The 25,279-nt window shown below is 55.7% G+C and carries 23 protein-coding genes; 6 read left to right on the top strand and 17 right to left on the bottom strand.

What is annotated here, in order from left to right; all coding sequences use genetic code 11:
• The first annotated feature begins 715 nt into the window (after positions 1–715).
• Positions 716–3,007, top strand: coding sequence for a YgiQ family radical SAM protein (locus AACY09_RS06945; RefSeq protein WP_339487095.1), 2,292 nt, complete (start codon positions 716–718; stop codon positions 3,005–3,007).
• A 126-nt stretch (positions 3,008–3,133) separates the two neighbouring features.
• Positions 3,134–3,580, top strand: coding sequence for a GNAT family N-acetyltransferase (locus AACY09_RS06940; RefSeq protein ID WP_339486812.1), 447 nt, complete (start codon positions 3,134–3,136; stop codon positions 3,578–3,580).
• 184 nt (positions 3,581–3,764) lie between these two features.
• On the opposite strand, the gene AACY09_RS06935 is transcribed toward AACY09_RS06940, so the two are convergent.
• From AACY09_RS06935 to AACY09_RS06925, 3 genes are all read right to left on the bottom strand, one after another.
• Positions 3,765–5,030: an Hsp70 family protein gene (locus AACY09_RS06935; RefSeq protein ID WP_339486811.1), complete on the bottom strand. Its 1,266-nt coding sequence runs from the start codon at positions 5,028–5,030 to the stop codon at positions 3,765–3,767.
• Positions 5,031–5,131: 101 nt separating this feature from the next.
• Complete coding sequence (locus tag AACY09_RS06930; protein ID WP_339486810.1) at positions 5,132–5,569, bottom strand: YqaA family protein; 438 nt, start codon at positions 5,567–5,569, stop codon at positions 5,132–5,134.
• Between the two features lie 52 nt (positions 5,570–5,621).
• Positions 5,622–6,350, bottom strand: coding sequence for a VC0807 family protein (locus tag AACY09_RS06925; protein ID WP_339486809.1), 729 nt, complete (start codon positions 6,348–6,350; stop codon positions 5,622–5,624).
• A gap of 378 nt (positions 6,351–6,728) precedes the next feature.
• Between AACY09_RS06925 and AACY09_RS06920 the strand changes: the two genes are divergently transcribed.
• From AACY09_RS06920 to AACY09_RS06905, 4 genes are all read left to right on the top strand, one after another.
• On the top strand, positions 6,729–7,487 hold the full coding sequence (locus tag AACY09_RS06920; protein ID WP_339486808.1) for a substrate-binding periplasmic protein: 759 nt from the start codon (positions 6,729–6,731) through the stop codon (positions 7,485–7,487).
• 101 nt (positions 7,488–7,588) lie between these two features.
• Positions 7,589–8,452 carry an isocitrate lyase/PEP mutase family protein gene (locus AACY09_RS06915; RefSeq protein ID WP_339487094.1) on the top strand — a complete coding sequence of 288 codons (864 nt, stop codon included), beginning with the start codon at positions 7,589–7,591 and terminating at the stop codon, positions 8,450–8,452.
• 81 nt (positions 8,453–8,533) lie between these two features.
• A complete protein-coding gene (locus AACY09_RS06910; protein WP_339486807.1) occupies positions 8,534–8,800 on the top strand; it encodes a DksA/TraR family C4-type zinc finger protein in 267 nt (88 codons plus the stop codon).
• Positions 8,801–8,968: 168 nt separating this feature from the next.
• Positions 8,969–9,937 carry an alpha/beta hydrolase gene (locus tag AACY09_RS06905; protein WP_339486806.1) on the top strand — a complete coding sequence of 323 codons (969 nt, stop codon included), beginning with the start codon at positions 8,969–8,971 and terminating at the stop codon, positions 9,935–9,937.
• A gap of 56 nt (positions 9,938–9,993) precedes the next feature.
• Here the strand turns inward: AACY09_RS06905 and ureC are convergent, their stop codons facing one another.
• The 14 genes from ureC to purD form a co-directional block, all read right to left on the bottom strand.
• Positions 9,994–11,694 carry an urease subunit alpha gene (gene ureC, locus AACY09_RS06900; RefSeq protein ID WP_339486805.1) on the bottom strand — a complete coding sequence of 567 codons (1,701 nt, stop codon included), beginning with the start codon at positions 11,692–11,694 and terminating at the stop codon, positions 9,994–9,996.
• A 117-nt stretch (positions 11,695–11,811) separates the two neighbouring features.
• Positions 11,812–12,117 (bottom strand): urease subunit beta, encoded by a 306-nt coding sequence (locus AACY09_RS06895; RefSeq protein ID WP_339486804.1) that lies wholly within the window; start codon positions 12,115–12,117, stop codon positions 11,812–11,814.
• Positions 12,114–12,647, bottom strand: a complete 534-nt coding sequence (locus AACY09_RS06890; RefSeq protein ID WP_339486803.1) for a GNAT family N-acetyltransferase — start codon at positions 12,645–12,647, stop codon at positions 12,114–12,116. Before AACY09_RS06890 ends, AACY09_RS06895 begins: the two co-directional genes overlap by 4 nt.
• A gap of 6 nt (positions 12,648–12,653) precedes the next feature.
• Positions 12,654–13,190, bottom strand: a complete 537-nt coding sequence (locus AACY09_RS06885; RefSeq protein ID WP_339487093.1) for a GNAT family N-acetyltransferase — start codon at positions 13,188–13,190, stop codon at positions 12,654–12,656.
• Positions 13,191–13,210: 20 nt separating this feature from the next.
• Positions 13,211–13,513 (bottom strand): urease subunit gamma, encoded by a 303-nt coding sequence (gene ureA, locus AACY09_RS06880; RefSeq protein ID WP_087518350.1) that lies wholly within the window; start codon positions 13,511–13,513, stop codon positions 13,211–13,213.
• Between the two features lie 44 nt (positions 13,514–13,557).
• Positions 13,558–14,421 (bottom strand): urease accessory protein UreD, encoded by an 864-nt coding sequence (locus tag AACY09_RS06875; RefSeq protein WP_339486802.1) that lies wholly within the window; start codon positions 14,419–14,421, stop codon positions 13,558–13,560.
• 77 nt (positions 14,422–14,498) lie between these two features.
• Positions 14,499–15,197, bottom strand: coding sequence for an urea ABC transporter ATP-binding subunit UrtE (gene urtE / locus AACY09_RS06870; RefSeq protein WP_339486801.1), 699 nt, complete (start codon positions 15,195–15,197; stop codon positions 14,499–14,501).
• A gap of 25 nt (positions 15,198–15,222) precedes the next feature.
• Complete coding sequence (urtD, locus tag AACY09_RS06865; protein WP_339486800.1) at positions 15,223–16,074, bottom strand: urea ABC transporter ATP-binding protein UrtD; 852 nt, start codon at positions 16,072–16,074, stop codon at positions 15,223–15,225.
• Complete coding sequence (urtC, locus tag AACY09_RS06860) at positions 16,071–17,150, bottom strand: urea ABC transporter permease subunit UrtC (protein ID WP_445323794.1); 1,080 nt, start codon at positions 17,148–17,150, stop codon at positions 16,071–16,073. Before urtC ends, urtD begins: the two co-directional genes overlap by 4 nt.
• An 11-nt stretch (positions 17,151–17,161) precedes the next feature.
• A complete protein-coding gene (urtB, locus tag AACY09_RS06855; RefSeq protein ID WP_339486798.1) occupies positions 17,162–18,739 on the bottom strand; it encodes an urea ABC transporter permease subunit UrtB in 1,578 nt (525 codons plus the stop codon).
• 105 nt (positions 18,740–18,844) lie between these two features.
• Positions 18,845–20,113 carry an urea ABC transporter substrate-binding protein gene (gene urtA, locus AACY09_RS06850; protein ID WP_339486797.1) on the bottom strand — a complete coding sequence of 423 codons (1,269 nt, stop codon included), beginning with the start codon at positions 20,111–20,113 and terminating at the stop codon, positions 18,845–18,847.
• 185 nt (positions 20,114–20,298) lie between these two features.
• Positions 20,299–20,895 carry a MarC family protein gene (locus AACY09_RS06845; protein ID WP_339486796.1) on the bottom strand — a complete coding sequence of 199 codons (597 nt, stop codon included), beginning with the start codon at positions 20,893–20,895 and terminating at the stop codon, positions 20,299–20,301.
• A gap of 147 nt (positions 20,896–21,042) precedes the next feature.
• Positions 21,043–23,811, bottom strand: a complete 2,769-nt coding sequence (locus tag AACY09_RS06840; RefSeq protein ID WP_339486795.1) for a hybrid sensor histidine kinase/response regulator — start codon at positions 23,809–23,811, stop codon at positions 21,043–21,045.
• A 114-nt stretch (positions 23,812–23,925) separates the two neighbouring features.
• The gene (gene purD, locus AACY09_RS06835) at positions 23,926–25,215 is read right to left on the bottom strand and encodes a phosphoribosylamine--glycine ligase (RefSeq protein ID WP_339486794.1); all 1,290 of its coding nucleotides are present in this window, start codon (positions 25,213–25,215) and stop codon (positions 23,926–23,928) included.
• Positions 25,216–25,279 lie beyond the last annotated feature (64 nt).

Genomic DNA, 25,279 nt, shown 5'->3' with positions numbered 1-25,279 from the left:
GCTTCGGGTTTTATGTTGTCTTCAAACATTGCGCGTGCGCGCACCTGATCTACATAAAGTTGGCGCATGTTCGGCATGCTGATGCAGCCGTTGTTTAAGCTGCTGCCCCCAATGACCCTGCTCAGGAACCTTGGAAAACGCTTGGCGACTATTACCCCGCTGATCGAGAAGGCAAAGGTCAAGAGTAGGGCTCCAGATGCAAGTAACACGGAGAGGCCCATACGACTAAATGGGTCAATGTCATGAACACGGAATCATCTGCTGTATGGGCCATGGGAGTAGAGGCAGGTTGGGTCGGGTGAGTCCGGCAAACACGCATTTTGGGTTAGCCGTTTGCTAGTGTCTGGTTTCCGGAGTTGGCTGGGTAACGGTCTAAAGTTCTGTCTAACCGTTGGTCAGTTGGTGAGCGCCATGAGAAACCCTTATAACAAGACGGTTTAAACGGCTGGTTGTTACTGATAGTGGCGTGTTTTTCCGTTGGATCGATATTTCAAACGGGGAGCTTACGAAAGTTAGGCTGCAGCCTCGTCGGGTTTCTCAAGCAAGTTGCACAGCACTGGCTACGCTTTGTTGCACAATGGCCGTGCTCGGGCGGCCGTGCCGTGCGTTTAGCGGTTTTTTATAACGCTAAAGCCTGAGTGTAGTCGTCGGGTTTGGTTAAAAAATATGCTATTATCCGCGCCCGTGAAATTCCATGAACCCTACGGTTACCGTCATGCAAGCAGTCAAGCCATTATTCGATTATCCAAAATACTGGGCCGAGTGTTTCGGACCAGCACCTTTCCTGCCGATGAGCAGGGAGGAGATGGATCAGCTTGGCTGGGATTCGTGCGACATCATCATCGTCACCGGTGATGCGTATGTTGATCACCCATCGTTTGGCATGGCGATTATTGGCCGTCTGCTCGAAGCCCAAGGCTTCCGTGTCGGGATCATCGCGCAGCCTAATTGGCAGTCCAAAGATGACTTCATGAAGCTGGGCGAGCCGAATCTGTTCTTCGGCGTTGCAGCGGGCAACATGGACTCGATGATCAACCGCTACACCGCGGATAAAAAGATTCGTTCGGATGACGCCTACACCCCGGGTGGGCAGGCCGGCAGTCGTCCGGATCGCGCCAGCCTGGTCTATAGCCAGCGCTGCAAGGAAGCCTACAAGAACGTGCCGATTGTCCTCGGTGGTATTGAGGCCTCTCTGCGCCGTATTGCCCATTACGATTACTGGCAGGACAAAGTCCGTCACTCGATCCTGATCGATGCCTGCGCCGATATTTTGCTGTACGGCAACGCCGAGCGTGCAGTGGTCGAGATCGCCCAGCGTCTGTCCTACGGCCAGAAGATCGAAGACATCAATGACATTCGTGGCACCGCCTTTATTCGCCGTGACACGCCAGAAGGCTGGATGGAGATCGATTCCACGCGTATCGACCGTCCCGGCAAGATCGACAAGATCATCAACCCGTACGTGAACACTCAGGATACTCAGGCCTGCGCCATCGAGCAGGAAAAAGGCCCGGTTGAAGACCCCAACGAAGCCAAGGTCGTGCAGTTGTTGCCGCACCCGCGTCTTGAGCGTGACAAAACGGTTATTCGCCTGCCTTCGTTTGAGAAGGTGCGCGGTGACGGCGTGCTCTACGCTCACGCCAACCGCGTGCTGCATTTGGAGACCAACCCGGGTAATGCCCGCGCGCTGGTCCAGCGTCATGGTGAAGTGGATGTCTGGTTCAATCCACCGCCGATTCCGATGACCACCGAAGAGATGGATTACGTGTTTGGCATGCCCTACGCACGTGTTCCGCATCCGGCGTACGGTAAGGAAAAAATTCCGGCTTACGACATGATTCGCTTCTCGGTGAACATCATGCGTGGCTGTTTTGGCGGCTGTACCTTCTGTTCGATCACCGAGCACGAAGGCCGGATCATCCAGAACCGTTCCGAGGAATCGATTATTCGCGAGATCGAAGAGATCCGTGACAAGGTACCTGGCTTCACCGGGGTTATTTCCGACCTCGGCGGACCAACCGCCAACATGTACCGCATTGCCTGCAAGAGCCCGGAGATCGAGGCTGCATGCCGCAAGCCGTCATGCGTGTTCCCGGGCATCTGCGAGAATCTGAATACCGATCACTCATCGTTGATTCAGCTCTACCGTTCGGCGCGTGCGCTGCCTGGAGTGAAGAAGATTCTGATCGCCTCCGGCCTGCGCTACGACCTTGCGGTTGAGTCGCCTGAGTACGTCAAGGAGTTGGTCACCCACCACGTCGGTGGTTACCTGAAGATCGCTCCGGAGCATACCGAAGAAGGCCCGCTGAATCAGATGATGAAGCCGGGCATCGGCAGCTACGACAAATTCAAGCGCATGTTCGAGAAGTATTCGAAAGAGGCGGGCAAGGAGCAATACCTGATTCCTTACTTCATCGCCGCCCACCCGGGCACCACCGATGAAGACATGATGAATCTGGCGCTCTGGCTCAAATCCAACGGCTTCCGGGCGGATCAGGTGCAGGCTTTCTATCCATCGCCAATGGCGACGGCAACGGCCATGTATCACTCCGGTAAAAACCCGCTGCGCAAAGTCACCTACAAGAGCGATGGCGTGACCATCGTTAAGAGCGAAGCGCAACGCCGTTTGCACAAGGCTTTCCTGCGCTATCACGACCCGCGTGGCTGGCCAATGCTGCGTGAAGCGCTTGAGCGTATGGGCCGCGGTGATTTGATCGGCAACGGAAAGAATCAATTGATTCCATCCTTCCAGCCCGAGACAGACGGCTATCAAAGCGCCCGCCGCAAGAACTCGACGCCAGCCGGTAGCAAGAAGGTCGGCAAGCCGATGCTCACCCAGCACACCGGCCTGCCGCCACGCGCCAGCGACGGCAGCAAACCGTGGGACAAGCGCGAGCAAGCCAAAGCCGCTGCCTTCGCCAAGAACCAGGAAGCAGCCAGAGAGCGCGCAAACGCGAAAAAGGGCAAAGGCAAAAAGCCTGTTAAGGCGCCTGCTGTTCCGCGTTAATTAAGTCGATTCGCAGGCAATTGAAAAAGCCAGCTCGGGGATGCCCAGCTGGCTTTTTTACGTTCCGGGTTGCGACGCCGCTTAACCTCGAACAGTATCAAGGGCTCAACAGTTAAAGAGATCGCCATGATTCGGCTCGCCATCGCCAGTGATGAACCCTGTATCAAGGACTGCGCCGAGCAAGCCTATGCCGGCTACGTTTCGGTGATTGGTCGTAAGCCCGCGCCCATGCGTGCTGATTATGCCGCGCAGATTGCGGCTGGGATTGTTTATCTGGCTACAGATGAGCAAGCCAAGTTTCAGGGCTTTATCGTGTTCTACGGCCAAGACGGACAGCTGCTGTTGGAAAATGTAGCTGTGTTGCCCAGTGCCGCCGGGCGTGGCGTGGGCAAGGCCCTGATCAGCTTTTGCGAGCAGGCTGGACGCCAACGGGGTCTTGCGAGCGTGCTGCTCTATACCAATGAGCTGATGAGCGACAACCTGATGATCTATCCAAAGCTGGGTTATCTGGAGGTGGACCGGCGCACTGAGCAGGGCTTTCAGCGGGTGTATTTCGAAAAGCGCCTGAGCTGATCCAGCACCATTTGATCAGCGAAATAAAAGCATTGCTCAGTCGCTTTGTTGCGCTCTGAAAAATACATCAGCAGGCACCTTGAAGCGCTGGGTTAGTGCCCGTATCTGCCGAACATTGAGCTGACGCTTACCACCCCAAGTGGACCAATGATGGCTTACGCCGAGGGATAAGCCTTCCATTGCCTCACCCGTATCGCTTCTGCGCTTCAATCGCCAAGCCATTACCGATGCTGCCGAAGTTGTTGCCTTCGACATGGCGAGCGTTTGGCAGCATTGCGGCGACGCTCTGGCGTAGCGCTGGGATGCTGCTTGAGCCGCCGGTGAAGAACACCGTATCGACATCTGCCACACCGACGCCTGCATTATTCAGCAACTGGCCAACGCTGGCGCGAATGCGCTCCAGCAGAGGTTCGATGGCGCTGTCGAATAGCTCGCGGCTCAGTTCCGCAACCAGTCCCGGCTCGACACGCTTTAAATCGATAGGCCTCAGGTTTTGCTCGGTCAGCTCGATTTTGCTGTCTTCGACCTGCATGGCCAGCCAGTGCCCGGCGCGTTGTTCAATCAGCTTGAACAGGCGGTCGATGCCGGTTGGATCGACGATGTCGTAGCGCATATTCTTTAGCGAGAGCTGGGTTTTTTGTGCATACACCGCATTGATGGTGTGCCAAGTCGCCAGGTTGAGGTGAAAACTGGTCGGCATCAGCGCATCACTTTTCATGCGGCTGCCATAACCAAATAGTGGCATCACTCCTTGCAGACTCAGCTGTTTGTCGAAGTCGGTACCGCCGATGTGCACGCCGCCGGTGGCGAGAATGTCGTGGTGACGTTCGGCAACAGCGCGGCGCTCAGGCGAAAGACGCACCAGTGAAAAGTCTGAGGTGCCGCCGCCAATATCGACGATCAGGACCAGCTCTTCCTTGCTGATGGTGCTTTCGTAGTCGAATGCCGCAGCAATGGGCTCATACTGAAACGAGACGTCTTTGAAGCCGAGCTTATGGGCTACTGCGACCAAGGTGCTCTGGGCTTCTTGGTCGGCGGCTGGGTCATCGTCAACGAAGAATACGGGACGGCCCAGTACAACTTCCTCAAACGGACGTTGCGCAACCGCTTCTGCGCGACTTTTAAGCTCGCCAATAAAGAACCCGAGCAGGTCTTTGAACGGCAGCGCACTGCCGAGCACAGTGGTCTCACTTTTCAGCAGTTTTGAACCAAGCAGGCTTTTCAAGGAACGCATCAGGCGTCCCTCATAACCTTCAAGGTATTCGTGCAGGGCAAGCCGGCCATAGACCGGACGGCGCTCTTCAAAGTTGAAGAAAATAACCGAGGGCAGGGTGATCTTGCCGTCTTCGAGTTCGATCAAAGCCTCGCTGCCGGGCCGCTGCCAGCCGACGGTTGAGTTGGAGGTGCCGAAGTCGATGCCGCAGGCGCGGGCTGGAGTAGAAAAAGACATGCTGCGCGCTGTTCCTGAAAAACGGCCGCGCATTCTATGCGAGCTGGCGCGCGAATGCTCCCCATCTGTTGCTGTTTGCGACAAATGAAAGGCGTTGAAGCCTAACTGAGCCCCAGGGTGACAGCGGCCAGAATGCCGTAGCGTGCGGTTTTGGCAATGCTCACCAGCAATAGAAAGCGCCACAAGGGTTCGCGCATGACGCCCGCCACCAAGGTCAGAGGGTCGCCAATAATAGGCGTCCAACTGAGGAGCAGGCTCCAATGGCCATAGCCTGCGTAAAAGCGCTGTGCCCGTTGCAATTGCCGTGGACTCACTGGAAACCAGCGCCGCTGGCTAAAGTGCTCAATGTAGCGGCCGAGCCACCAGTTGATCACTGAACCCAGGATATTGCCCATGCTGGCAGCGATGAGCAGTAATCCAACTGAGTAATCCTGGCTCAGCAGCAGGCCGACCAAAAGCGCTTCGGATTGCAGCGGCAGTAAGGTCGCCGCACCAAAGGCGGCCAGAAATAAACTCAGGTAGACCGAGAGGGCTAGCATGCAGGACGGGCTCGCCGCTTAACTGTGCACAGGCACGCAGCGGCGGTTTCGCCTAGGACTGCTTGTCTTTCTCAGTCTGGTGCATGATTTCTTCCAGCTTGAGCCCGGTTAGGCCATGAATCGTGCGCCACAAATAATAGAAAATTGCCATCATCATGATCATCGACGGGATCGCAATCATGGGGTAGCTCAACAGTGTCAGCCTGCCCAACTCATCGTTGAAGGCTTCGCTTCCCGCAGGACTGATCACGATCCAGCGCGCCAGGATGTAGTTCATCACCGATGAGAAAAAGAAGGTGCCGCTAAGCAGGTAGGTGGCCCTGAGCAGGCGCGCCTCAAACAGCTGTGTGTTGCCGCCTTCCTCAAGTCGCTCATGAATCTTGTCGACATTGAGCACGGTTTTGTTGAACAGCATGGTGCGAATCAGCGGGTAGCGGGTACGCGTCGATACCAACACGGCAATACCGATTGCGCCGGGTACCGCTGCTTCCTTGATCGCCAGCCATTGGTTATTCAGGTGCAGCAAGCCGATGCCGCCGGTGAGGATCACACTCACCAAGCCGAGCAGGGCAATGAAATTGAATTTGCGGTATTTGATCAGTTCGAACGCGCCCCAGCCGATCGGGAAAGCCAGCGCCAGAATGAGCGCGCCGTCCGGACCAAGCCGGGCTTCGCCGCTGAGCTTCATCAATACCAGCGACGGTAAGACGATACTGACGAGCAAATCGATTAGCGGGCGGGGTTTATGTTTAGGCGTTGAGGCTTCAGTAATGTCGATCATATCTGTCATAGCGCGAAGTTGAGTAGCGATCATCGCCTGCTTGAGCCGTCTCGGCTAGTCCGATTGTCGGTTCAAATGTGTGTTTTTTGTTCAGACAGATATCTGGTGCATTGAGTGACAGTGGTTTTGGGGTCGCACGATTGTGCCCAATCAATCACTTTTGTGGCCCGCAAACTGCTTCAGATTCGTGTCGCGAGCGATTGGCAGTTTGTTCAGGTAGGCTGAAATTCTGTTAAGCAAATGCTCTGTTCCGGCCGATAGATAGCAATGAATGTAATACATCGGCGAGTGCGGACGTCTACTCATTATTGTTCCCGAGTCTGCAGTGAGTGGCTACCGTTAAAATTTGTGCGTGAGGGGTTTGGTTTGAAGGGGTCTTTGTCGCGTAATATTGTCGCAGTGCTGCTGTTGAGTCTGTGTGCTGCTGGTGCCAATGCGAGCATTCAACTGTTCACTGAGGAGGCCGCGCCGCTTGCCTTTTCTGAAGGCAAGCAAGTAAGCGGTATGTCAGTCGACATTGCTCGCGAGTTGATTCGCCGCACCGGCAGTCGTGATGCACAGATAAAGATCAGACCCTGGGCGCGCGGTTACGATAAAGCCTTGCGTGTAGCCGATACCGCCATTTTCTCCACGGTGCGTACCCCGGAGCGCGAAAAACTGTTTCAATGGGTGGGCCCGATCTTGCTCGGCACCACCCGTTTCTATTCGCTGAAATCACGCAACTTGCAGATCAACAGCTTGGCAGACGCCAAGGCCAGTGGTCCTTTGGCCGTGCCTAAGCAGTGGTACACCTTTGATGCCCTGAAAGAGTTGGACTTTGACAACCTTTACGGCGTAGCCACTGCCAAAAATATGGTGACCATGTTGAAGCATGGTCGGGTTAAGCTCATTGCCACTCAAGACGTAACCCTAAAAGACGAACTTGCTACGGGTGGCCTGACGGTTGCTGAAGTACAGAGTCATGTCCCTTTTATGCAGTCAGCCTATTACATTGCCTTTTCGTTGCAGACAGCTCCTGAAACTGTCGCAATCTGGCAACAGGCCTTTGATCAAATGCGTAATGACGGCACTTACTCGGTCATTTTGAAACGTTGGTTGCCCGATGTGGATCCAATGCAAAATATGCCGCATCCCTAATTGCTTAAACCGCAACGGCCCTTTCGCCGCCTCGGGCGAGAGACAGGCAGTCGAGCGTCGATTCAATTTTTAGTTTTTGGAAAATACAGTCTATGCCAATCATGCAACGTGCTTCCCACCATGAACTACGCAGCGCTTTTCGCGCCTTGCTCGAAGCCAATAGCTGCTTTCATACCGCTTCGGTTTTTGACCCGATGTCTGCCCGGATCGCCGCTGATCTGGGGTTTGAGGTGGGTATCCTGGGCGGCTCAGTGGCCTCACTGCAGGTGATTGCTGCCCCGGATTTTGCCTTGATTACCCTTAGCGAGTTTGTCGAACAAGCCACCCGTATTGGTCGTGTCAGCCGCTTGCCGGTGATTGCCGATGCAGACCACGGTTATGGCAACGCGCTTAACGTGATGCGCACAGTGGTTGAGCTTGAGCGAGCGGGTATCGCCGCGCTGACGATTGAAGACACCTTGCTGCCTGCGCAGTTTGGGCGAAAATCCACTGATCTGATCAGCATTGCAGAAGGGGTGGGTAAAATTCGTGCTGCCCTTGAGGCGCGGGTTGATCCTGACCTGTCTATCATTGCGCGGACCCACGCAGGCGTGCTGGAGGTCGACGAAGTTATTAGCCGCACCCTGGCCTATCAGAGGGCCGGCGCAGATGGTATCTGCATCGTGGGCATTGAAGATTTCGAGCACCTTGAAAAAATTGCTGAGCACCTGAGCGTGCCTTTAATGCTGGTGACTTACGGCAATCCCAAGCTGCGCGATGATGCCCGTTTGGCCAAGCTTGGTGTGCGCATCGTTGTTAATGGCCACGGCGCTTATTTTGCGGCGATCAAGGCGACTTATGACGCCTTGCGCGAACAGCGCGGGGCGGTTGCTTCCGAGTTGAGCGCTTCGGAATTAGCCCTCAAGTACACCCTGCCAGAAGAGTACATTGTCTGGGCTGAAGAATTCATGGACGTTAAAGAGTAAACCTGAGCGACGGTCTGTCCTTGTCAAATGCTCAGTTTTGGCGCATACCCTAGACGTTGAAACGTCTCTCGGGAGTCATTCATGGCGGGCGGTTGGGCAAGTGATGGTGCAGTGCAGGACCAGATCGACAGCAGTATTGAAGATGCTGTCGCGCGGGCCCGTGGTCAGTTGCCGCAAGGCGAAAGCCTGAGTCGGTGCGAAGAATGCGATGCGCCGATTCCGCAAGCGCGTCGTGAAGCGATCAAGGGCGTGCGTCTGTGTGTGGTCTGTCAGGCTGAGCAGGATAAAGCCAACGCCGGCGGGGCAGGCTACAACCGCCGCGCCAGTAAAGACAGCCAACTGCGCTAGCGGTAAACGCGGCACGGGTTGTATCGTACATTGTGCAGCCCTTTGACGACCCAGCGTCTGTTTCCAGAGACGCTCCACATCACCCTCAAGCAAGCTAAGCTAATCCGGCAGTGCCGCCAAGGCGCGTGCTGATCCTGCGGCCGTCACCGTTGAAGGGAGTCTTGGGCAATGAGTCAAAATGATCGGGCGAGTGTCGAGTGGCCAAGCTATGTCGAGACCTTCAAGGTCGCTGGCGGATTTTGGAGTTTACTGGGCCTGAATCTGTTGTTTCGCGCCGCGGTTAAGGGCAAGTTGAATTTTAAATCGGATATTGCCAAGTTGCGTCGTCAGCAGCAGGCATTGGACGCCAGGCTCAATCCTGATGAACAGGCTGAGGGCGATGGCGCGGTGACTGGGCAAGCCTTTGCCGCACATTGGATCAGTCCATCTGAGGCCAAGCCTGAGCGAGTGATTCTATACCTGCATGGCGGTGCATTTCTGTTCAGCACCCCGCGTACCCACGGGCGTATGGTGCGCAGTTGGTGTCAGGGGCTGAATGCCCGCGCATTGATGGTCGATTATCGCCTTGCCCCAGAACATCGATGGCCAGCCAGTATTGATGATTGTTACGCCGCCTACCGTTGGTTATTGGACAGCGGTGTGATGGCGCATAACATCGTATTGGCGGGTGATTCAGCGGGGGCTAACCTGTCGCTGGCGTTGCTGCATCGGCTGCGGGAAGGCAGGGAGCCAATGCCTGCTTGTGCTGTGTTGATATCGCCCTTTGTCGACTTCACCATGAGCAGTCGCAGCTTGATCACCCATCAGGCCAGTGACCTTATGTTTACCTTCAGCAGCATTGCCTCAGTACGCAATCTGTACGCCGATCCCGAGCAATTCCTTGAACCCTGTCTTTCGCCATTGTTTGGTGACTATCAAGGGTTTCCGCCACTGTTCTATCAGGCCAGCGATACAGAAATGCTCCGCGATGAAAGCCTGCGCTCTGCTGAACGCGCTCATATTGGCGGCGTTGATGTCACCGTTGAGTTGTGGCGCGGCGGCCTACCGCATGTGTTTCAGGTATTTCATAAATTGCCTCAAGCCCGTTTGGCAATGCAACAGACCTTGGGATTTATACTCAAGCACGTTAATTGGTAACGTTGGCCCGGTCATAATAGGGCCCGCAGTTGCGGGCCTTGTCTTTGCTGCAGGCGTTAGAACAGAAAGTAACGCTGGGCCATTGGCAAGACTTCAGCCGGCTCGCACCAGAGCAATTGACCGTCAGCCTTTACCTGATAGTTCTGCGCATCGACTTCGATGTTTGGCAGGTAATCGTTGTGGATAAGGTCGGTTTTCTTGACCTCGCGACAGCCTTTGACCACCGCAATCTGTTTCTTTAACCCGAGCTGTTGGGGAACCCCGGCCTCCATGGCTGCCTGGCTGATAAAGGTCAGGCAGGTTGCATGGCGAGAGCCGGCATAACTGGCAAACATTGGCCGGTAATGCACGGGTTGGGGGGTTGGGATCGAGGCGTTGGCATCGCCCATCAAGCTGGCGGCAATGGCGCCACCTTTGAGAATCAGCGTCGGTTTAACCCCGAAGAATGCCGGGCGCCAAAGTACTAAGTCAGCCCATTTGCCCACTTCGATTGAGCCCACTTCATGGCTGATGCCGTGGGTGATTGCCGGGTTGATGGTGTACTTGGCGATATAGCGTTTGATGCGAAAGTTATCGTTGCCCTCGCCGTCACCCGGTAATGCCCCGCGCTGTTGTTTCATCTTGTCGGCGGTCTGCCAGGTGCGGGTGATCACTTCACCAACGCGGCCCATGGCCTGGCTGTCAGAACTGATCATCGAGAATGCGCCCAGGTCATGCAGAATATCTTCGGCGGCGATGGTTTCACGGCGAATACGGCTTTCGGCGAAGGCCACGTCTTCGGCAATGCTTGGGTCCAGGTGATGGCAAACCATAAGCATGTCGAGGTGTTCGTCGATGGTGTTTTTGGTAAACGGCCGGGTGGGGTTAGTCGAGCTAGGCAGCACGTTGAGGAAACCGCAGGCCTTGATAATATCCGGGGCGTGGCCGCCGCCAGCACCTTCGGTGTGATAGGTGTGAATCGTCCGGCCCTTGAATGCACCTAAGGTGGTCTCGACAAAGCCTGACTCGTTAAGCGTGTCGGTGTGGATTGCCACCTGCACGTCGTATTGATCGGCCACGCTCAGGCAATTGTCGATGGCTGCCGGTGTGGTGCCCCAGTCCTCGTGAAGTTTCAGGCCAATGGCGCCGGCTTTGACTTGTTCGATCAATGGCTCTGGCAGGCTGGCGTTACCCTTGCCGGTAAAGCCAATGTTCATGGGGAAGGCATCCGCCGCTTGAAGCATGCGCGCCATATGCCACGGCCCGGAGGTGCAGGTGGTGGCGTTGGTGCCCGTCGCCGGGCCAGTGCCGCCACCAATCATGGTAGTCACACCGCTCATCAAGGCTTCTTCAATTTGCTGTGGGCAGATAAAGTGAATATGGGTGTCGATGCCGCCAGCCGTCAGAATCATGCCTTCGCCAGCAATAACTTCAGTGCCGGCGCCGACGGCAATGGTTACATCGGGCTGAATATCGGCGTTGCCACCTTTGCCGATTGCAGCGATACGACCGTCCTTGATTCCAACGTCGGCTTTGACCACGCCCCAATGATCGATAATCAGTGCATTGGTGATCAAGGTGTCGACCACATCTTTTGCGCATAGCTGGCCTTGGCCCATGCCATCACGGATGACTTTGCCACCGCCGAACTTGACCTCTTCGCCGTAGGTCGTGAAATCCTTTTCGACCTCAACCCAGAGCGCTGTATCGGCCAAACGGACCTTGTCGCCAACGGTGGGGCCGTACATGTCAGCGTAGGCTTGTCTGCTGATTTTCATTGAATATGTCCTGTGTCTGGCTGGCGGTTGAATTGCGCCATGCCGGATAACGGCGGGTTAAAGATTGGCATTCATTTAACGCGTAGCATTTGTGGCGGGCGATCTTGCGGCGACCTGTTAAAGGTCGCCCATAATGCGACCGGCAAAACCAAATACGCGGCGCTGCCCAGCCAGTTCAACTAGCTCAACCTGACGTGACTGGCCCGGCTCAAAGCGCACAGCAGTGCCTGCCGGAATATTCAGTCGCATGCCCCGCGTGGCAGCACGGTCAAAGGTCAGCGCATCGTTGGCTTCAAAAAAATGGTAATGCGAACCCACCTGGATCGGCCGGTCACCGCTGTTGGCAACGTTTAGGCTAAGGGTGGCGCGGCCGATGTTGAGTTCAATATCGCCCGGCTGGATCTGGTATTCACCTGGAATCATGTGGGTTGGCCCATGGTTTTGTAATAGATGGCCGTCGGCGAGTAACTGCCGTCCGGACTTTGGCAATAATCAGGCAGCTCGCCGACCCGCTGGTAACCTTGGGTACGGTAGAAAAGCTCAGCGGTAGAGCCCGCCTCAGTGTCCAGATAGAGCAAGCCACGATTTTGTTTAATGGCTTCTTGCTCCACTGCATGAATCAACTGTTGGCCGAGACCGTGACGGCGGGCTTGGTTCAAGACCAGAAGCTTTTGCACTTCGGCACGGTTGCGACCATTGGCTTTCTGACACAGGGCCAACTGCACGCACGCCATCACCTGCTCATTATCAACGACCACCCAAAGCAACACGCTGCCATCAATCACGCCAGCCTGTACATCGCTGATGTAGTCGTTCGCCTCAGCCTCGCTCAAGTCAGCCAAGAAACCGACAGAGGCGCCGTGGTTGACTGCATCAAAGAGCAGTTCAATCAAACCCACGCGATAGTGGGCAAAACTTTCGGGGTGAACGCGACGTAGTTGGGCCCTGCTCATTCGGCGTTACTCCTTTTCGTCCTGCTGTTCAGCATTCGGTTCGGCATTTAGATTGAGCTGCATAAAGGTCAGGTCAAGCCAGCGATCAAACTTGCGCCCCACTTGTGGCATTTGCCCGGTGATGCTGAAACCGAGTTGCTTGTGCAGGCGGATCGAGGCGCGGTTTTCGCTCTCGATGGCCGCAACCATCACATGCAGCTTGGCGTCGCGTGCGCGGTCAATCAGTACGTTCATCAGCGCTGGGCCGATGCCCATCCCGCGTTGGTCGGCGCAGACGTAGACCGAGTGTTCAACGGTGTGTTTGAAGCCTTCAATGCTGCGCCAGGTGCCGTAGGTGGCATAACCCACCAAGCGGCCGGTGCTGTTGCGCGCGGCGAGCACCGGAAAGCCCGCGCCAAGCCGCTCACGCAGCCAGAACCGGCGGTTTTCCAGATCGACTGTGGTTTCATTCCAGATGGCTGTGCTGTTAAGCACTGCATCGTTATAAATGGCCAGCAACTCAGGCAGATCATCTTCAGTGGCGTTATCGATGCTCACGCGCAGCTCCTTGGTGCAACGCACTCTTACGCGATGGGTTGATGTACGGTGACCAGCTTGGTGCCATCCGGGAACGTTGCTTCAACCTGAATTTCCGGAATCATTTCCGGTATGCCTTCCATCACTTGGTCGCGGCTGAGTAACGTCGTGCCGAAGTGCATCAGCTCTGCAACGGTCTGGCCGTCACGGGCACCTTCGAGCAGGGCGGCTGAGATCAAGGCAATAGCTTCCGGGTAGTTCAGTTTGACCCCGCGAGCTAAACGTCGCTCGGCAACCAACCCTGCAGTGAAAATCAGCAGTTTGTCTTTTTCCCGTGGCGTTAAATCCATCAGTGTTTCTCCAACCTACAAGGCATCAATAATTTTAGCGAAACTCAGGTGTTCCAAATTCGCGGAGGCACGGCTTCGCGCCCTAACACCGCAGGACGCAAAAGCTGCCACAGCTGGATCAACCATGCGCGTGCATGCAGGGCTTCGCTGGCCAGGCAGCGAGCAACCAAGATGCCCGGCAACTGGCTCAGGTCGCCGCGTAGTTCGAGGCTATGGTGCGCGCAAATTTCTCGGCAACGTTCCAGCAGTGCTGGATCGATGTCTGCGCTGAGTAACAGGGTAGCGAATACCGGCCGGCCATCCAGACCAATCGGTGAGTCGAGTAAGCCATCGTTGCCTGTTACGCGTTGACGCTCATGCCAAAGCAGCTCGCCGTCGCGGCGGATATTCAGTTCGGCTTGAAAGTGGCCGAGATCAAAACGTTCATGACTGGCCGGGCGGCCCAAGGCAACGATATCCCAATAGAACAGCCGAGCATCGCCGCTTAAGTCGATGTTGCTTATCAGCTCGGCTTGAGCGGCGCTGTAGACAATGGTTTCTTGCGGCAACCATTCCAACGTCGCCCCCGCTTCCACGCGTATATCTAACTGCTGATACGCAGGACCTGCAGCGCGATACCACTTGGCAGCGCCGGGGCTGGTTAACTGCGCCCAAGCGTTATCGCCGACCTTGATGTTGATGTCCAGGCGATCGCCGCCGGCAATTCCTCCCGGCGGATGAACAATAATATGCTGGCACACTTCTGGCCCCTCGGGGTACAGGTGCTTTTGCACCCGCAACGGCCCTTTGTGACGGCGCATGACTGGGCGAGTAGTGTCGGCATCGCGGGCATAGCCTAGTTCCAGCTCCGCATGCCAGCTGGGGGTAAATATCGCGTTAGAAATGGCTGAAGTAATGGGTGCGTTCATAACAGGCTGATTAGTTGGCATGGGCGTTAGTTTGTGCGCAGTACGCCGCTTTTAAAAGGCGTAAGACGCCTTAAGGCTTAAATCGCTACAAGGCCTCTGACGCCATCTGCTTCCATGGTTTCACCGCGTCCTTGTTGGACAATCTCACCCCGTGACATCACCAGATACTGATCGGCCAGTTCAGCGGCAAAGTCATAGAATTGCTCGACCAACAGAATCGCCATGTCACCGCGCGACGCGAGTTTTTTGATCACCACACCGATCTCTTTAATCACCGAAGGTTGTATGCCTTCGGTGGGCTCATCGAGAATCAACAAGCGGGGTTGACTGGCCAAGGCACGGCCAATTGCCAACTGCTGCTGCTGGCCGCCAGATAAGTCACCGCCACGACGCAGCTTCATTTCTTTGAGCACCGGAAACAGCTCATAAATAAAGTCCGGGACCTGCTTAGCCTGGTTGCCGGGAAAGCGCGAAAGGCCCATTAGCAGGTTTTCTTCAACCGTGAGGCGCGCGAAAATTTCACGCCCTTGCGGCACGTAGGCAATGCCTGCAATCACGCGCTGGTGCGGCTTGAAGCCGGTAATGGCTTGGTCTTCCCATTTAACTTCACCTTGTTTGGCGGGAATCAAACCCATCAGGCACTTGAGCAGGGTGGTTTTGCCAACGCCGTTGCGTCCGAGCAGGCAGGTGACCTCGCCGACTTTTGCATCGAATGACAATCCGCGCAGGATGTGACTACCGCCGTAGTACTGGTGCAATTGTTGAACTTGCAGCATAGGGATGTTCCTTGTCTAAGCAGCCTTAGCGGCCGAGATAAACCTCAATCACGCGTTCGTCGGCCTGCACTTCGTTGAGTGAGCCCTCGGCAAGCACGCTGCCTTGGTGCAGTACGGTCACGTGATCTGCAATAGAGCCAACAAAGCCCATGTCATGCTCGACCACCATCAATGAGTGCTTGCGTGCCAATGACTTGAATAGCTCGGCGGTAAATTCGGTTTCGGCATCGGTCATGCCGGCAACTGGCTCATCCAGCAGCAACAGTTGTGGGTCTTGCATCAACAACATGCCGATCTCGAGAAACTGCTTTTGGCCATGGGAGAGTAAGCCCGCCTGACGATCACGAGCGCCATCCAGGCGAATGGTTTCGAGCACTTGGTCAATTCGGTCTCGCTGTTCGCCATTGAGTTTGGCGCGCAGACTGGACCACACTGACTTGTTGGTCTTTTGCGCCAGTTCAAGGTTTTCGAACACGCTGAGCGCTTCGAACACCGTCGGTTTCTGAAACTTGCGACCAATTCCGGACTGTGCGATCTCGACTTCACTCATCCGCGTCAGATCGAGGGTTTCACCAAAATAGGCGCTGCCGTTATCCGGGCGGGTTTTGCCGGTGATGACATCCATCATCGTGGTTTTGCCTGCGCCATTTGGGCCGATGATGCAGCGCAGTTCGCCGACGCCGATATACAGGTTGAGATTGGTCAGGGCTTTAAAACCATCGAAGCTGACGTTGATGTCTTCCAGGGTCAGGATGGTGCCATGGCGAACGTTAAGGCCTTTTTCTGCCAGACGCCCAGCGCCAATGGCATCTCGGGCATTGCTAAGCGGGTCGTAAATCGGTTCAAGCATGGCTTCCGGGATCGGTACGGCTCTCATTGTTTGGGCCCTCGCTTAAGCAATCCGATAATGCCGTGGGGCAAATACAGGGTAACCAGGATAAACAGCGCACCTAGCGCGAACAGCCAGTACTCGGGGAATGCCACGGTGAACCAGCTTTTCATGCCGTTGACCATGCCAGCTCCGAGCACGGGGCCAATCAAGCTGCCGCGACCGCCCAAAGCCACCCAGACCGCTGCCTCAATTGAGTTGGTCGGCGACATTTCGCTGGGGTTGATGATGCCGACTTGTGGCACATACAAGGCCCCAGCCAAACCGCACAGCACCGCCGATAACACCCAGATAAACAACTTGTAGCCGCGTGGGTCATAGCCGCAGAACATCAGTCGGTTTTCCGCATCGCGCAGCGCAGTGAGCACCCGGCCGAATTTGCTCTTGGCCAGTTTCCAACCGAGTAGCAAGCTGGCAACCAGCAGGGCCACAGTGGCTAAAAATAGCGCTGCACGGGTTGCCGGTGCGGTGATGTCAAAGCCGAGAATACGCTTGAAGTCGGTAAAGCCATTGTTGCCGCCAAAGCCGGTTTCATTGCGAAAGAACAGAAGCATGCCGGCAAAGGTCAGCGCTTGGGTCATGATCGAGAAGTACACGCCCTTGATCCGCGAGCGGAAAGCGAAAAAGCCAAATATAAAAGCCAGCAAGCCGGGTGCTAACACCACCAGACACATGGCCCAGATGAAGTTATCTGTGCCCATCCAGTACCAAGGCAGCTCTTTCCAGGCAAGGAAGCTCATAAACGCTGGCAAGCCGTCACCTGCAGACTGGCGCATCAGGTACATGCCCATGGCATAGCCACCCAGCGCAAAGAATAAGCCATGGCCCAGTGATAGCAGGCCGGCGTAACCCCAGACTAGGTCCAGCGCGAGCGCAACAATCGCGTAGCAGAGGATCTTGCCGACCAGCGTCAAGGTGTAAGCATTAACGTGAAAGGCGCTGTCCGCCGGGGTTAGGTGGAGCAACGGCAGGGCGATCAGCAGCGCCAGTATCACTACGCCAACGGCAATGGATAACTGCGGACCCAGCTTGGCGCTGGTGCGTGCCAGCAGGGTTTGATTCAGGGGCATAGTCATTAATCGATCACCCGCCCTTTGAGTGCAAACAAACCTTGCGGACGCTTCTGGATAAACAGAATTATCAGCGCGAGGATAAGGATCTTGCCGAGTACGGCGCCGATCTGCGGCTCAAGAATTTTGTTGGCGATACCCAAGCCAAACGCGGCCATAACGCTGCCCGCCAATTGGCCGACGCCGCCCAGAACGACCACTAGAAATGAGTCGATAATGTAGCTCTGGCCAAGGTCAGGGCCGACGTTGCCAATCTGGCTCAAGGCCACGCCGCCAAGACCTGCTATGCCTGAGCCAAGGCCGAAGGCAAGCATGTCGACACGGCCGGTCGGCACGCCGCAGCAAGCGGCCATGTTGCGGTTTTGGGTGACGGCGCGAACATTGAGGCCCAAGCGGGTTTTATTCAGTAGCAGCCAAGTCAACACCACCACGAACAAGGCAAAGCCGATGATCACGATGCGGTTATACGGCAGCACCAGATTTGGCAACACCTGAATGCCGCCAGACAGCCAGTAAGGGTTGGCGACCTCGACGTTTTGCGCGCCGAATATCACCCGTACCAATTGAATCAATACCAGGCTGATGCCCCAGGTTGCCAGCAGGGTTTCCAGCGGGCGACCGTACAAATGGCGGATGACTGTGCGTTCCAGTGCCATGCCGATAATGGCAGTGACAAAGAACGCGACGGGCAGAGCCACCAATGGATACAAGGCCAGTGCTTCAGGGGCGAAACGCTGGAACATCACCTGGACCATGTAAGTCGAGTAGGCGCCAAGCATCAGCATCTCGCCATGGGCCATATTGATCACGCCGAGCAAGCCGAAGGTAATAGCCAGGCCGAGGGCGGCGAGCAGCAAAATTGAGCCAAGGCTCATGCCGCTGAATGCTTGACCGAGCAACTCGCCAATCATCAGCCGGCGTTTTACCTGCGCCAAACTCGTTTCGGCGGCAGTGCGGACATCCGCATCGGTTTCGGCATCATCTGCCAGCAGTCGCTCGAGGCGTACACGGGCCAACGGCTGGCCGGTTTCACCGAGTAAGCGCACGGCTGCCAGACGCACCTGCGGGTCGCTGTCAGTCAGTTGCAAGCTGGCCAGCGCGAGGGACAACGCATCGCTTACGTTGTCATCCTGCTCTTGAGCCAAGCGCTCGTTTAGCAGTTGCAACTGCGCCGGTTTAGCACTTTTCTGCAGGTCTTGAGCGGCCTGCAAACGAACCGCAGGCTCAGGCGAGAACAGTTGATGGCTGGCCAGAGCGGTAGCGACAAGCCCGCGCAGGCGGTTGTTCAGGCGTAACTTGCGCAGCTTTCCGTCTGGCTTGACGGCATCGCCTTCAGCCGCTTGATAGCCAGAATCGGTTTTATAGAAAGGGGTTTTGTTGCTGTCTGCCTCAACCCGTCCGCTGTTTAAAGCTTCAAGTAATGACAGGCGCGCTGCATCGGGGGCGGCGGCCCAAGCTTGTAAGAGCTTGGCCTGATTTGAGGAATTGGCGGCGCTGAACTCAGCCGCGTCCCCGGCGTAACTGCTCGACCACGACAGGCAGAGCAAAAGCGCGAGTGAAAGCCGGTAAAGGGCAGTGGTCATCATGCAGTTCCCTGTTAAAGCACCACCTCTCTTGATGGAGGTTTTGGCGTGATCTGCGCTTGTTTAGCGTGCACCCAAGCGCAGAGCGTATTAACCCGTCAGCCTTTACTTGGATTTGACGGCGTAGTCCGGCTTCTTGTCGTTACCCTCGATGTAGGGGCTCCAAGGTTGTGCACGGATTGGACCATCGGTCTGCCAGACCACATCAAACTGACCGTCATCCTGAATCTCGCCAATCATTACCGGCTTGTGCAGGTGGTGATTGGTTTTGTCCATGGTCAGGGTAAAGCCAGATGGCGCGGCGAAGGTTTGCCCGGCCATGGCGTCACGGACTTTATCGACATCTGTTGTGCCTGCTTTTTCAACCGCTTGCGCCCACATATTGATGCCGACGTAAGTGGCTTCCATTGGGTCGTTGGTCACTGCTTTATCAGCCCCCGGTAAGCTCTTGGCTTTGGCGTAAGCCTTCCACTTTTTAACGAATTGTTCGTTGACTGGGTTTTCGACCGACTCGAAGTAGTTCCAGGCCGCCAACTGGCCGACCAGAGGCTTGGTGTCGATACCGCGTAGCTCTTCTTCGCCCACCGAGAAGGCCACAACCGGCACGTCTGTGGCTTCGATGCCCTGATTAGCCAATTCTTTGTAGAACGGCACGTTGGAGTCGCCGTTTACCGTGGAGATCACTGCAGTTTTGCCGCCTGCTGAGAACTTCTTGATATTGGCTACGATGGTTTGGTAATCGCTGTGGCCGAACGGGGTGTAAACCTCTTCGATGTCTTTGTCGGCAACACCCTTGCTGTGCAAGAAGGCGCGCAGGATCTTGTTGGTGGTGCGTGGATACACGTAATCGGTACCTAACAAGAAGAAGCGCTTGGCACTGCCGCCGTCTTCGCTCATCAGGTATTCAACCGCAGGAATTGCTTGTTGGTTGGGGGCCGCGCCGGTGTAGAACACGTTAGGCGAGAGTTCCTCACCTTCGTATTGAACCGGGTAGAACAGCAAGCCATTGAGCTCTTCGTAGACCGGTAATACTGATTTGCGCGAAACCGAGGTCCAGCAACCAAAGGTCACGGCGACTTTATCCTGGGTCAGTAACTGCCGGCCTTTTTCAGCAAACAATGGCCAGTTCGAGGCTGGGTCCACTACCACAGGTTCCAATTGTTTGCCGAGTACACCGCCTTTGGCGTTGATCTCGTCGATGGTCATCAACGCCATGTCTTTCAGAGATGTCTCTGAAATAGCCATGGTGCCTGAGAGCGAGTGAAGAATGCCGACCTTGATGGTATCGGCTGCGTGTGCACTGAATGGGAATAGACCGCTGAGAATTAAGGCACTGGCGGCGAGTGTCGTTTTCAGAAAAGGACGGCGTTTCATTCTTATGGCTCCATGCGCAACTGTTGGAAGTGTCAGCTTCCAATGGCAGCATCCGTGCCAATCTGTATAACTAGCTGTTTTGTATAGGTTTAACTTGGTTTTTTAGCGAAATGCCAATCCCCTGCTGCGCTGCGATGGTGCATGAAGGGGCATGGCAAACACTCGACAGACGGTCGCGCACCGGATTAGGGCAGCAGGTAATTCTTGACCCCGGTAAAGATAATTTGTGCGGCCAACGCGCAGACAAAAAGCCCCATCAGGCGGCTAACGATCTGTAAGCCCTGGTCACCCAGCAACCGCTCAAACTGATTGGAAAGATAGAGCACAACCCCCACGGTAAAACTGGCGAGGGCAATGCCGAGGACCGCCACGATCTTGTCACCCCAGTGCGGTTGGCTGGCGCCCATCAGCAGCAGTGCACCTATGGTTCCGGGGCCGACAGTGAGGGGGATGGTCAGTGGCACGATGGTTACATCTTGCTGCACGTTATCCGTTTGTATGGCTGACTTCCCCTGGGCCATTCCCAGCGCCGAAATAAACAGCACACTGCCCGCGCCGATGCGAAATGCATCGATGGTGATGCCAAACAAGGTAAAAATATGTTTGCCGAACAGGTACAGCAATACACTTGCAATCAGTACCCCGGTGGCGACTTTCCACGCCAGCTTTTTACGTTCTTTTACGGTGTATCCACGGCTCAAGCCAATAAAACACGAGAGCACGAAGAATGGGCTGTAGAGCACAAGCAGTTTCAAATACAGGCTGAATAAATCGGACGCCATTGGGGGCTCTTGATTGCATAAAATAATTAAGTGGAGGACGTCAAAGCATAGATCAAGCTGTGCGGGCCGCCCTGCGATGGGGCATATGATCAGCGATTAAAGCGCTGATCTCCAGCCCTGATTAGCTTCTGCCAAGAGGTGCGTGAGTCAGGGTGTATTAGCGGTGCGAGAGGCGCGCTGCTCGATCCAGTAATTGATCAGCTCCCGCAACTGCGAGAGCTCGACCGGCTTGGCCATATGGCCATCCATGCCGACCAGGCGCGCCCGTTCTTTGTGTTCACTGAGGATGTGCGCCGTAAGGGCAACGACTGGTGTTCGCGGGTGCTGGCCAGCCGCTTCCCATGCGCGTAGCTGTTCGGTGGCGGAGAAACCATCGAGTACTGGCATTTCGCAATCCATCAATACCAGGTCATAGTGCTTTGATTTGATCGCTTGCAGGGCTTCTTCGCCGTTGCTGGCCGTGTCGGGCTGCAAGTTGAGTTTGCCGAGCATGCCACGAATCACTTTGGTTGAAATGGTGTTGTCTTCGGCGACTAAAATCTGAAAGTCAGCAGGTGCTTGATAGCTTGCGTTAATGCCTGGCAGGGACTGTATCGGCTTGCCATCGCGGCGGTGGGTCAACTCGTCTGCCAATGTCGCTTTTAGGGTGTAGCCGGCCACCGGTTTGGCCAGGATGCGCTTGATACCGGCGTTGCGGGCGATAATCTTGCTCGGCATGTTGCTGATTCCGGTCAGCATGATCAGCAGAATATCGCGATTGAGGCTTGGGTCTTCTTTGATCTTTGCCGCCAGTTGCATGCCATTCATGCCGGGCATTTCCTGGTCGAGCAACACCACATCAAAGTATTCGCCCATGTGCACTTTGCTGCGCAATAGCGCCAGTGCTTCCTTGCCTGACGGCACTGCGCTGACATTCAGGCCCCACGCGCTGCATTGTTGCAGCAGCACCTTGCGGCAGGTTTCGTTGTCATCAACGATTAGCAGGCGGGCGTCTTGCAGGGGGCTGTCGAGATCGGCTGTTGGCTGTTCAAGCAGTTGACTGTCCAGTGGCAAGCTCAACCACAGGGTTGAGCCCTGGCTGCTGCCATTTTGGATGCCGAATTCGCCATCCATCAGGCGGATTAATTGGCGCGCGATAATCAGGCCCAGCCGTCCGCCAAGCTTGGTCGCGGCGAGAAAGTCTTTACTGTGCAGTTCAGCGTGAAGCAAGGCATTGCGTTCACTCGGTGGCATGGGCTTACCACTGTCTTGCACGGCAAGGCGCAAGCGAGGTTTGCCAGCGCTGCTTTCAAGTGCGGCAATGATCAGGATCTCGCCTTCGTCGGTTTGCTTGAAGGCGTTGTCCAGCAGGCTCAGGAGCGCTTGGCGTATGCGCGTGGGGTCACCGCTGATAACACGCGGCACTTGCGGCTGGATAAAGCTGATCAGCTCGACTTTCTGCTGCTCTGCTTTCGCACGAAAGATGTCCAGGCAGTCCTCGATCAAGGCATTCAAGTCGAACTGTACGTCGTCCAGTTCAATCTGCCCGGATTCAAGTTTCGAGATGTCGAGAATCTCGTTGATCAGACTCAGCAGCTCATTACCCGAGCTGTGAATGGTTTGCACGTAGTCGCGCTGTTTGGTTGAAAGTGGGGTGCCCAGCAGCAGTTCAGTCATGCCCAGAACGCCATTCATCGGGGTGCGAATTTCATGACTGATCTTGGCCAAGAACTCGCCCTTGGCTTTGAGCTCTGCCGAGCTTGCTGCCAGCTCACGGCTGGAGCTGAATTTCTCGTAAGTGATGCGTTGCTGTCGCTCGCTCAGGGCAATGCACAGAAGGGTGCTGCTGATCACTATGGTGAGCAGAAAACAGTAGATCAACCAGCTTGAAGGCATCGGCCAGATGCCAACGTTCAGTGGCAGCGTTGCGACGCAGACGGCACAGAGAAAGGCACTCGCCACAAAAAACAGGCGGGCTGGGGCATAGCCACTGCGCCACTGATGCAATGCCACCAGCAATACGCTGAGCCCGCAAACCGCTGAAGAAATATAAATCAACAGGGCAAACTGGACGCTGGTGGTGGCCAGGATGAGCGCGCCTAACCCGGTGATTACTGCGATTTCCGAGACGATCAGCCGCTTAAGAAAACCATAACTGGGCCCATTACGAAAGAAGCTCAGGGTCAGTCCAAGCGCGCTGAACAGTGCGGCTAACAATGAGATATTGACTGCCTGTATCTGATGCGGCTGCAGGCTTTCAAGCCAGTCAGTGCTGAGGCCCAACACGCTGAAAGCGGCAAACAATAGAAAAACATTGGTTGCACACAGCCATAGATTCGCTTGCTCACGGCTCAGCCAGTAGCGCACAAGATTGTACAACGCGAGCATGAAAATACTGCCCAGCAAGGCGCCAAATACCAAGGGCTGGTTTTCATTGGCGGCAATGTCTTGCACGCTGCTCAATGCAATTGTTGGGCGCAGTCGTTGCGCAGAGGCCAGGCGCAAATAAACATCGAGCGGCTTGTCTGCAACAGGTAGTGGTAACAGAAAATCGCGACTTTTTAAGGGGCGACTCGAAAGCGGTAATTTATTACCCGTGCGCACATGGTCAAGCAGGGTCTCGCCATCCAGTACATAGAGGTCCAGGTAGGCGAGATAGGGTGAGAAAACCCGGACCAACTGTTGCTGATCACTGGGTGTTAAACGGTAGTGCAGCCATGCAGCCGTATCGCCACCACTGGTCAGCAGCTTGCTGATATCGACTGGCGCAAATTGGGTGCTGTGTTGCGGGGAGCGGATATCACCGAGCTGCAGTTCGCCGCTGGAATCATTGAGGATTGACCAGTCCGTGCTCGCTTGCGCATGAGCAGGCGCGTGCAGAAAAACTGTCAGCAGAAAGCTGATAAACAGTTGGGTGGCAATCCAGGGCCGACGCACAGTGAATTCCCTATCGAAAGTTGGTCCAAGGAGTATAGGTTAACAAGGTTGTGTGGAAACATGACAAAGACGGCCAATTGGCCGCCTTTGTCGTGATTTCGTCTCAGTTTGTCTTTAGTGTTCGGCGTTTTCACGGTCGATGGCGCGGTAGCCGATATCTTTGCGATAGAAACAGCCTTGCCAGTCAACCTTCGCAGCCAGCGCGTAAGCATTTTGCTGCGCTTGTTGAACGGTATCACCGAGTGCAGTGGCGCACAGGACCCGGCCGCCGGAAGTGACGACTTGACCGTCTTTGAGCGCGGTGCCGGCATGAAAGACTTTACCGGCAGTTGCCGCGGCGTTTTCGAGCCCCTGGATCGCATCACCTTTGGCGTAGTCGGCGGGGTAGCCACCAGCCGCCATCACCACACCGAGGCTTGGGCGTGAGTCCCATTGGGCTTCAACGATGTTGAGGGCTTTGGCTTGCGCGGCTTCGATCAGCAGCAACAGGCTCGATTGCAGGCGCAGCATGATCGGCTGGGTTTCAGGGTCGCCGAAGCGGCAGTTGAACTCGATCACCTTGGGTGCGCCAGACTTATCGATCATCAAGCCTGCGTAGAGGAAGCCAGTGTAAACATTGCCTTCAGCTGCCATGCCTTTCACGGTAGGCCAGATCACTTCGTCCATTACGCGCTGATGAACCTCAGCGGTGACAACCGGCGCTGGCGAGTAAGCACCCATGCCGCCAGTATTCGGGCCGGTATCTTGATCACCGACACGCTTGTGGTCTTGGCTGGTGGCCATGGGCAGCACGTTGGTGCCGTCGACCATCACGATAAAGCTGGCTTCTTCGCCGTCAAGGAACTCTTCGATCACGACGCGTGAGCCAGCTTCACCGAAGGCATTGCCCGCGAGCATATCGCGCACCGCATCTTCGGCCTCACTCAGGGTCATAGCCACGATCACGCCTTTACCGGCTGCCAAGCCATCGGCCTTGATCACAATCGGTGCGCCGACTTTCTGCAGATAGGCGAGGGCGGGCTCGACTTCGGTGAAGTTCTGGTAGTCAGCCGTTGGAATTTTGTGGCGGGCCAGGAAATCTTTGGTGAACGCTTTCGAGCCTTCTAATTGCGCGGCGCCAGCGGTCGGGCCGAAGCAATGCAGGCCGCGCTGGGTAAACAGGTCAACCACACCCGCCACTAACGGCGCTTCAGGACCGACGATAGTCATTTGCACGTTCTGCTCAGCGAAATCAGCCAACTGTTCGATAGCCAATACATCAATCGCCACGTTTTCACATTTGGCTTCAGTCGCAGTGCCGGCGTTGCCCGGTGCAACAAACACCTTCTCGACGCGTGGATCCTGGGCGATCTTCCATGCTAGGGCGTGTTCACGCCCGCCGCTGCCAATGATCAAAATGTTCATATCAATCCCCTACAGGAGGCGGAGCCTTGGCTCCATTGGTGGGCGGTAAAACCATCCACCGATA

Source organism: Pseudomonas sp. EL_65y_Pfl2_R95 (genome assembly GCF_963971045.1).
In the GTDB taxonomy this organism is placed as follows: domain Bacteria; phylum Pseudomonadota; class Gammaproteobacteria; order Pseudomonadales; family Pseudomonadaceae; genus Aquipseudomonas.
This window is presented reverse-complemented; position numbering and strand designations above follow the sequence as displayed.

Coding starts and splice junctions, on each gene's coding strand:
- urtB (WP_339486798.1), bottom strand. CDS start 18,739: ATGACCACTGCCCTTTACCGGCTTTCACTCGCGCTTTTGCTCTGCCTG.
- AACY09_RS06890 (WP_339486803.1), bottom strand. CDS start 12,647: ATGAGCAGGGCCCAACTACGTCGCGTTCACCCCGAAAGTTTTGCCCAC.
- AACY09_RS06895 (WP_339486804.1), bottom strand. CDS start 12,117: ATGATTCCAGGTGAATACCAGATCCAGCCGGGCGATATTGAACTCAAC.
- AACY09_RS06875 (WP_339486802.1), bottom strand. CDS start 14,421: ATGAACGCACCCATTACTTCAGCCATTTCTAACGCGATATTTACCCCC.
- AACY09_RS06935 (WP_339486811.1), bottom strand. CDS start 5,030: ATGTCTTTTTCTACTCCAGCCCGCGCCTGCGGCATCGACTTCGGCACC.
- urtE (WP_339486801.1), bottom strand. CDS start 15,197: ATGCTGCAAGTTCAACAATTGCACCAGTACTACGGCGGTAGTCACATC.
- ureC (WP_339486805.1), bottom strand. CDS start 11,694: ATGAAAATCAGCAGACAAGCCTACGCTGACATGTACGGCCCCACCGTT.
- AACY09_RS06845 (WP_339486796.1), bottom strand. CDS start 20,895: ATGGCGTCCGATTTATTCAGCCTGTATTTGAAACTGCTTGTGCTCTAC.
- urtD (WP_339486800.1), bottom strand. CDS start 16,074: ATGAGAGCCGTACCGATCCCGGAAGCCATGCTTGAACCGATTTACGAC.
- urtA (WP_339486797.1), bottom strand. CDS start 20,113: ATGAAACGCCGTCCTTTTCTGAAAACGACACTCGCCGCCAGTGCCTTA.
- AACY09_RS06915 (WP_339487094.1), top strand. CDS start 7,589: ATGCAACGTGCTTCCCACCATGAACTACGCAGCGCTTTTCGCGCCTTG.
- AACY09_RS06925 (WP_339486809.1), bottom strand. CDS start 6,350: ATGATCGACATTACTGAAGCCTCAACGCCTAAACATAAACCCCGCCCG.
- AACY09_RS06910 (WP_339486807.1), top strand. CDS start 8,534: ATGGCGGGCGGTTGGGCAAGTGATGGTGCAGTGCAGGACCAGATCGAC.
- AACY09_RS06930 (WP_339486810.1), bottom strand. CDS start 5,569: ATGCTAGCCCTCTCGGTCTACCTGAGTTTATTTCTGGCCGCCTTTGGT.
- AACY09_RS06905 (WP_339486806.1), top strand. CDS start 8,969: ATGAGTCAAAATGATCGGGCGAGTGTCGAGTGGCCAAGCTATGTCGAG.
- purD (WP_339486794.1), bottom strand. CDS start 25,215: ATGAACATTTTGATCATTGGCAGCGGCGGGCGTGAACACGCCCTAGCA.
- AACY09_RS06945 (WP_339487095.1), top strand. CDS start 716: ATGCAAGCAGTCAAGCCATTATTCGATTATCCAAAATACTGGGCCGAG.
- AACY09_RS06940 (WP_339486812.1), top strand. CDS start 3,134: ATGATTCGGCTCGCCATCGCCAGTGATGAACCCTGTATCAAGGACTGC.
- ureA (WP_087518350.1), bottom strand. CDS start 13,513: ATGGATTTAACGCCACGGGAAAAAGACAAACTGCTGATTTTCACTGCA.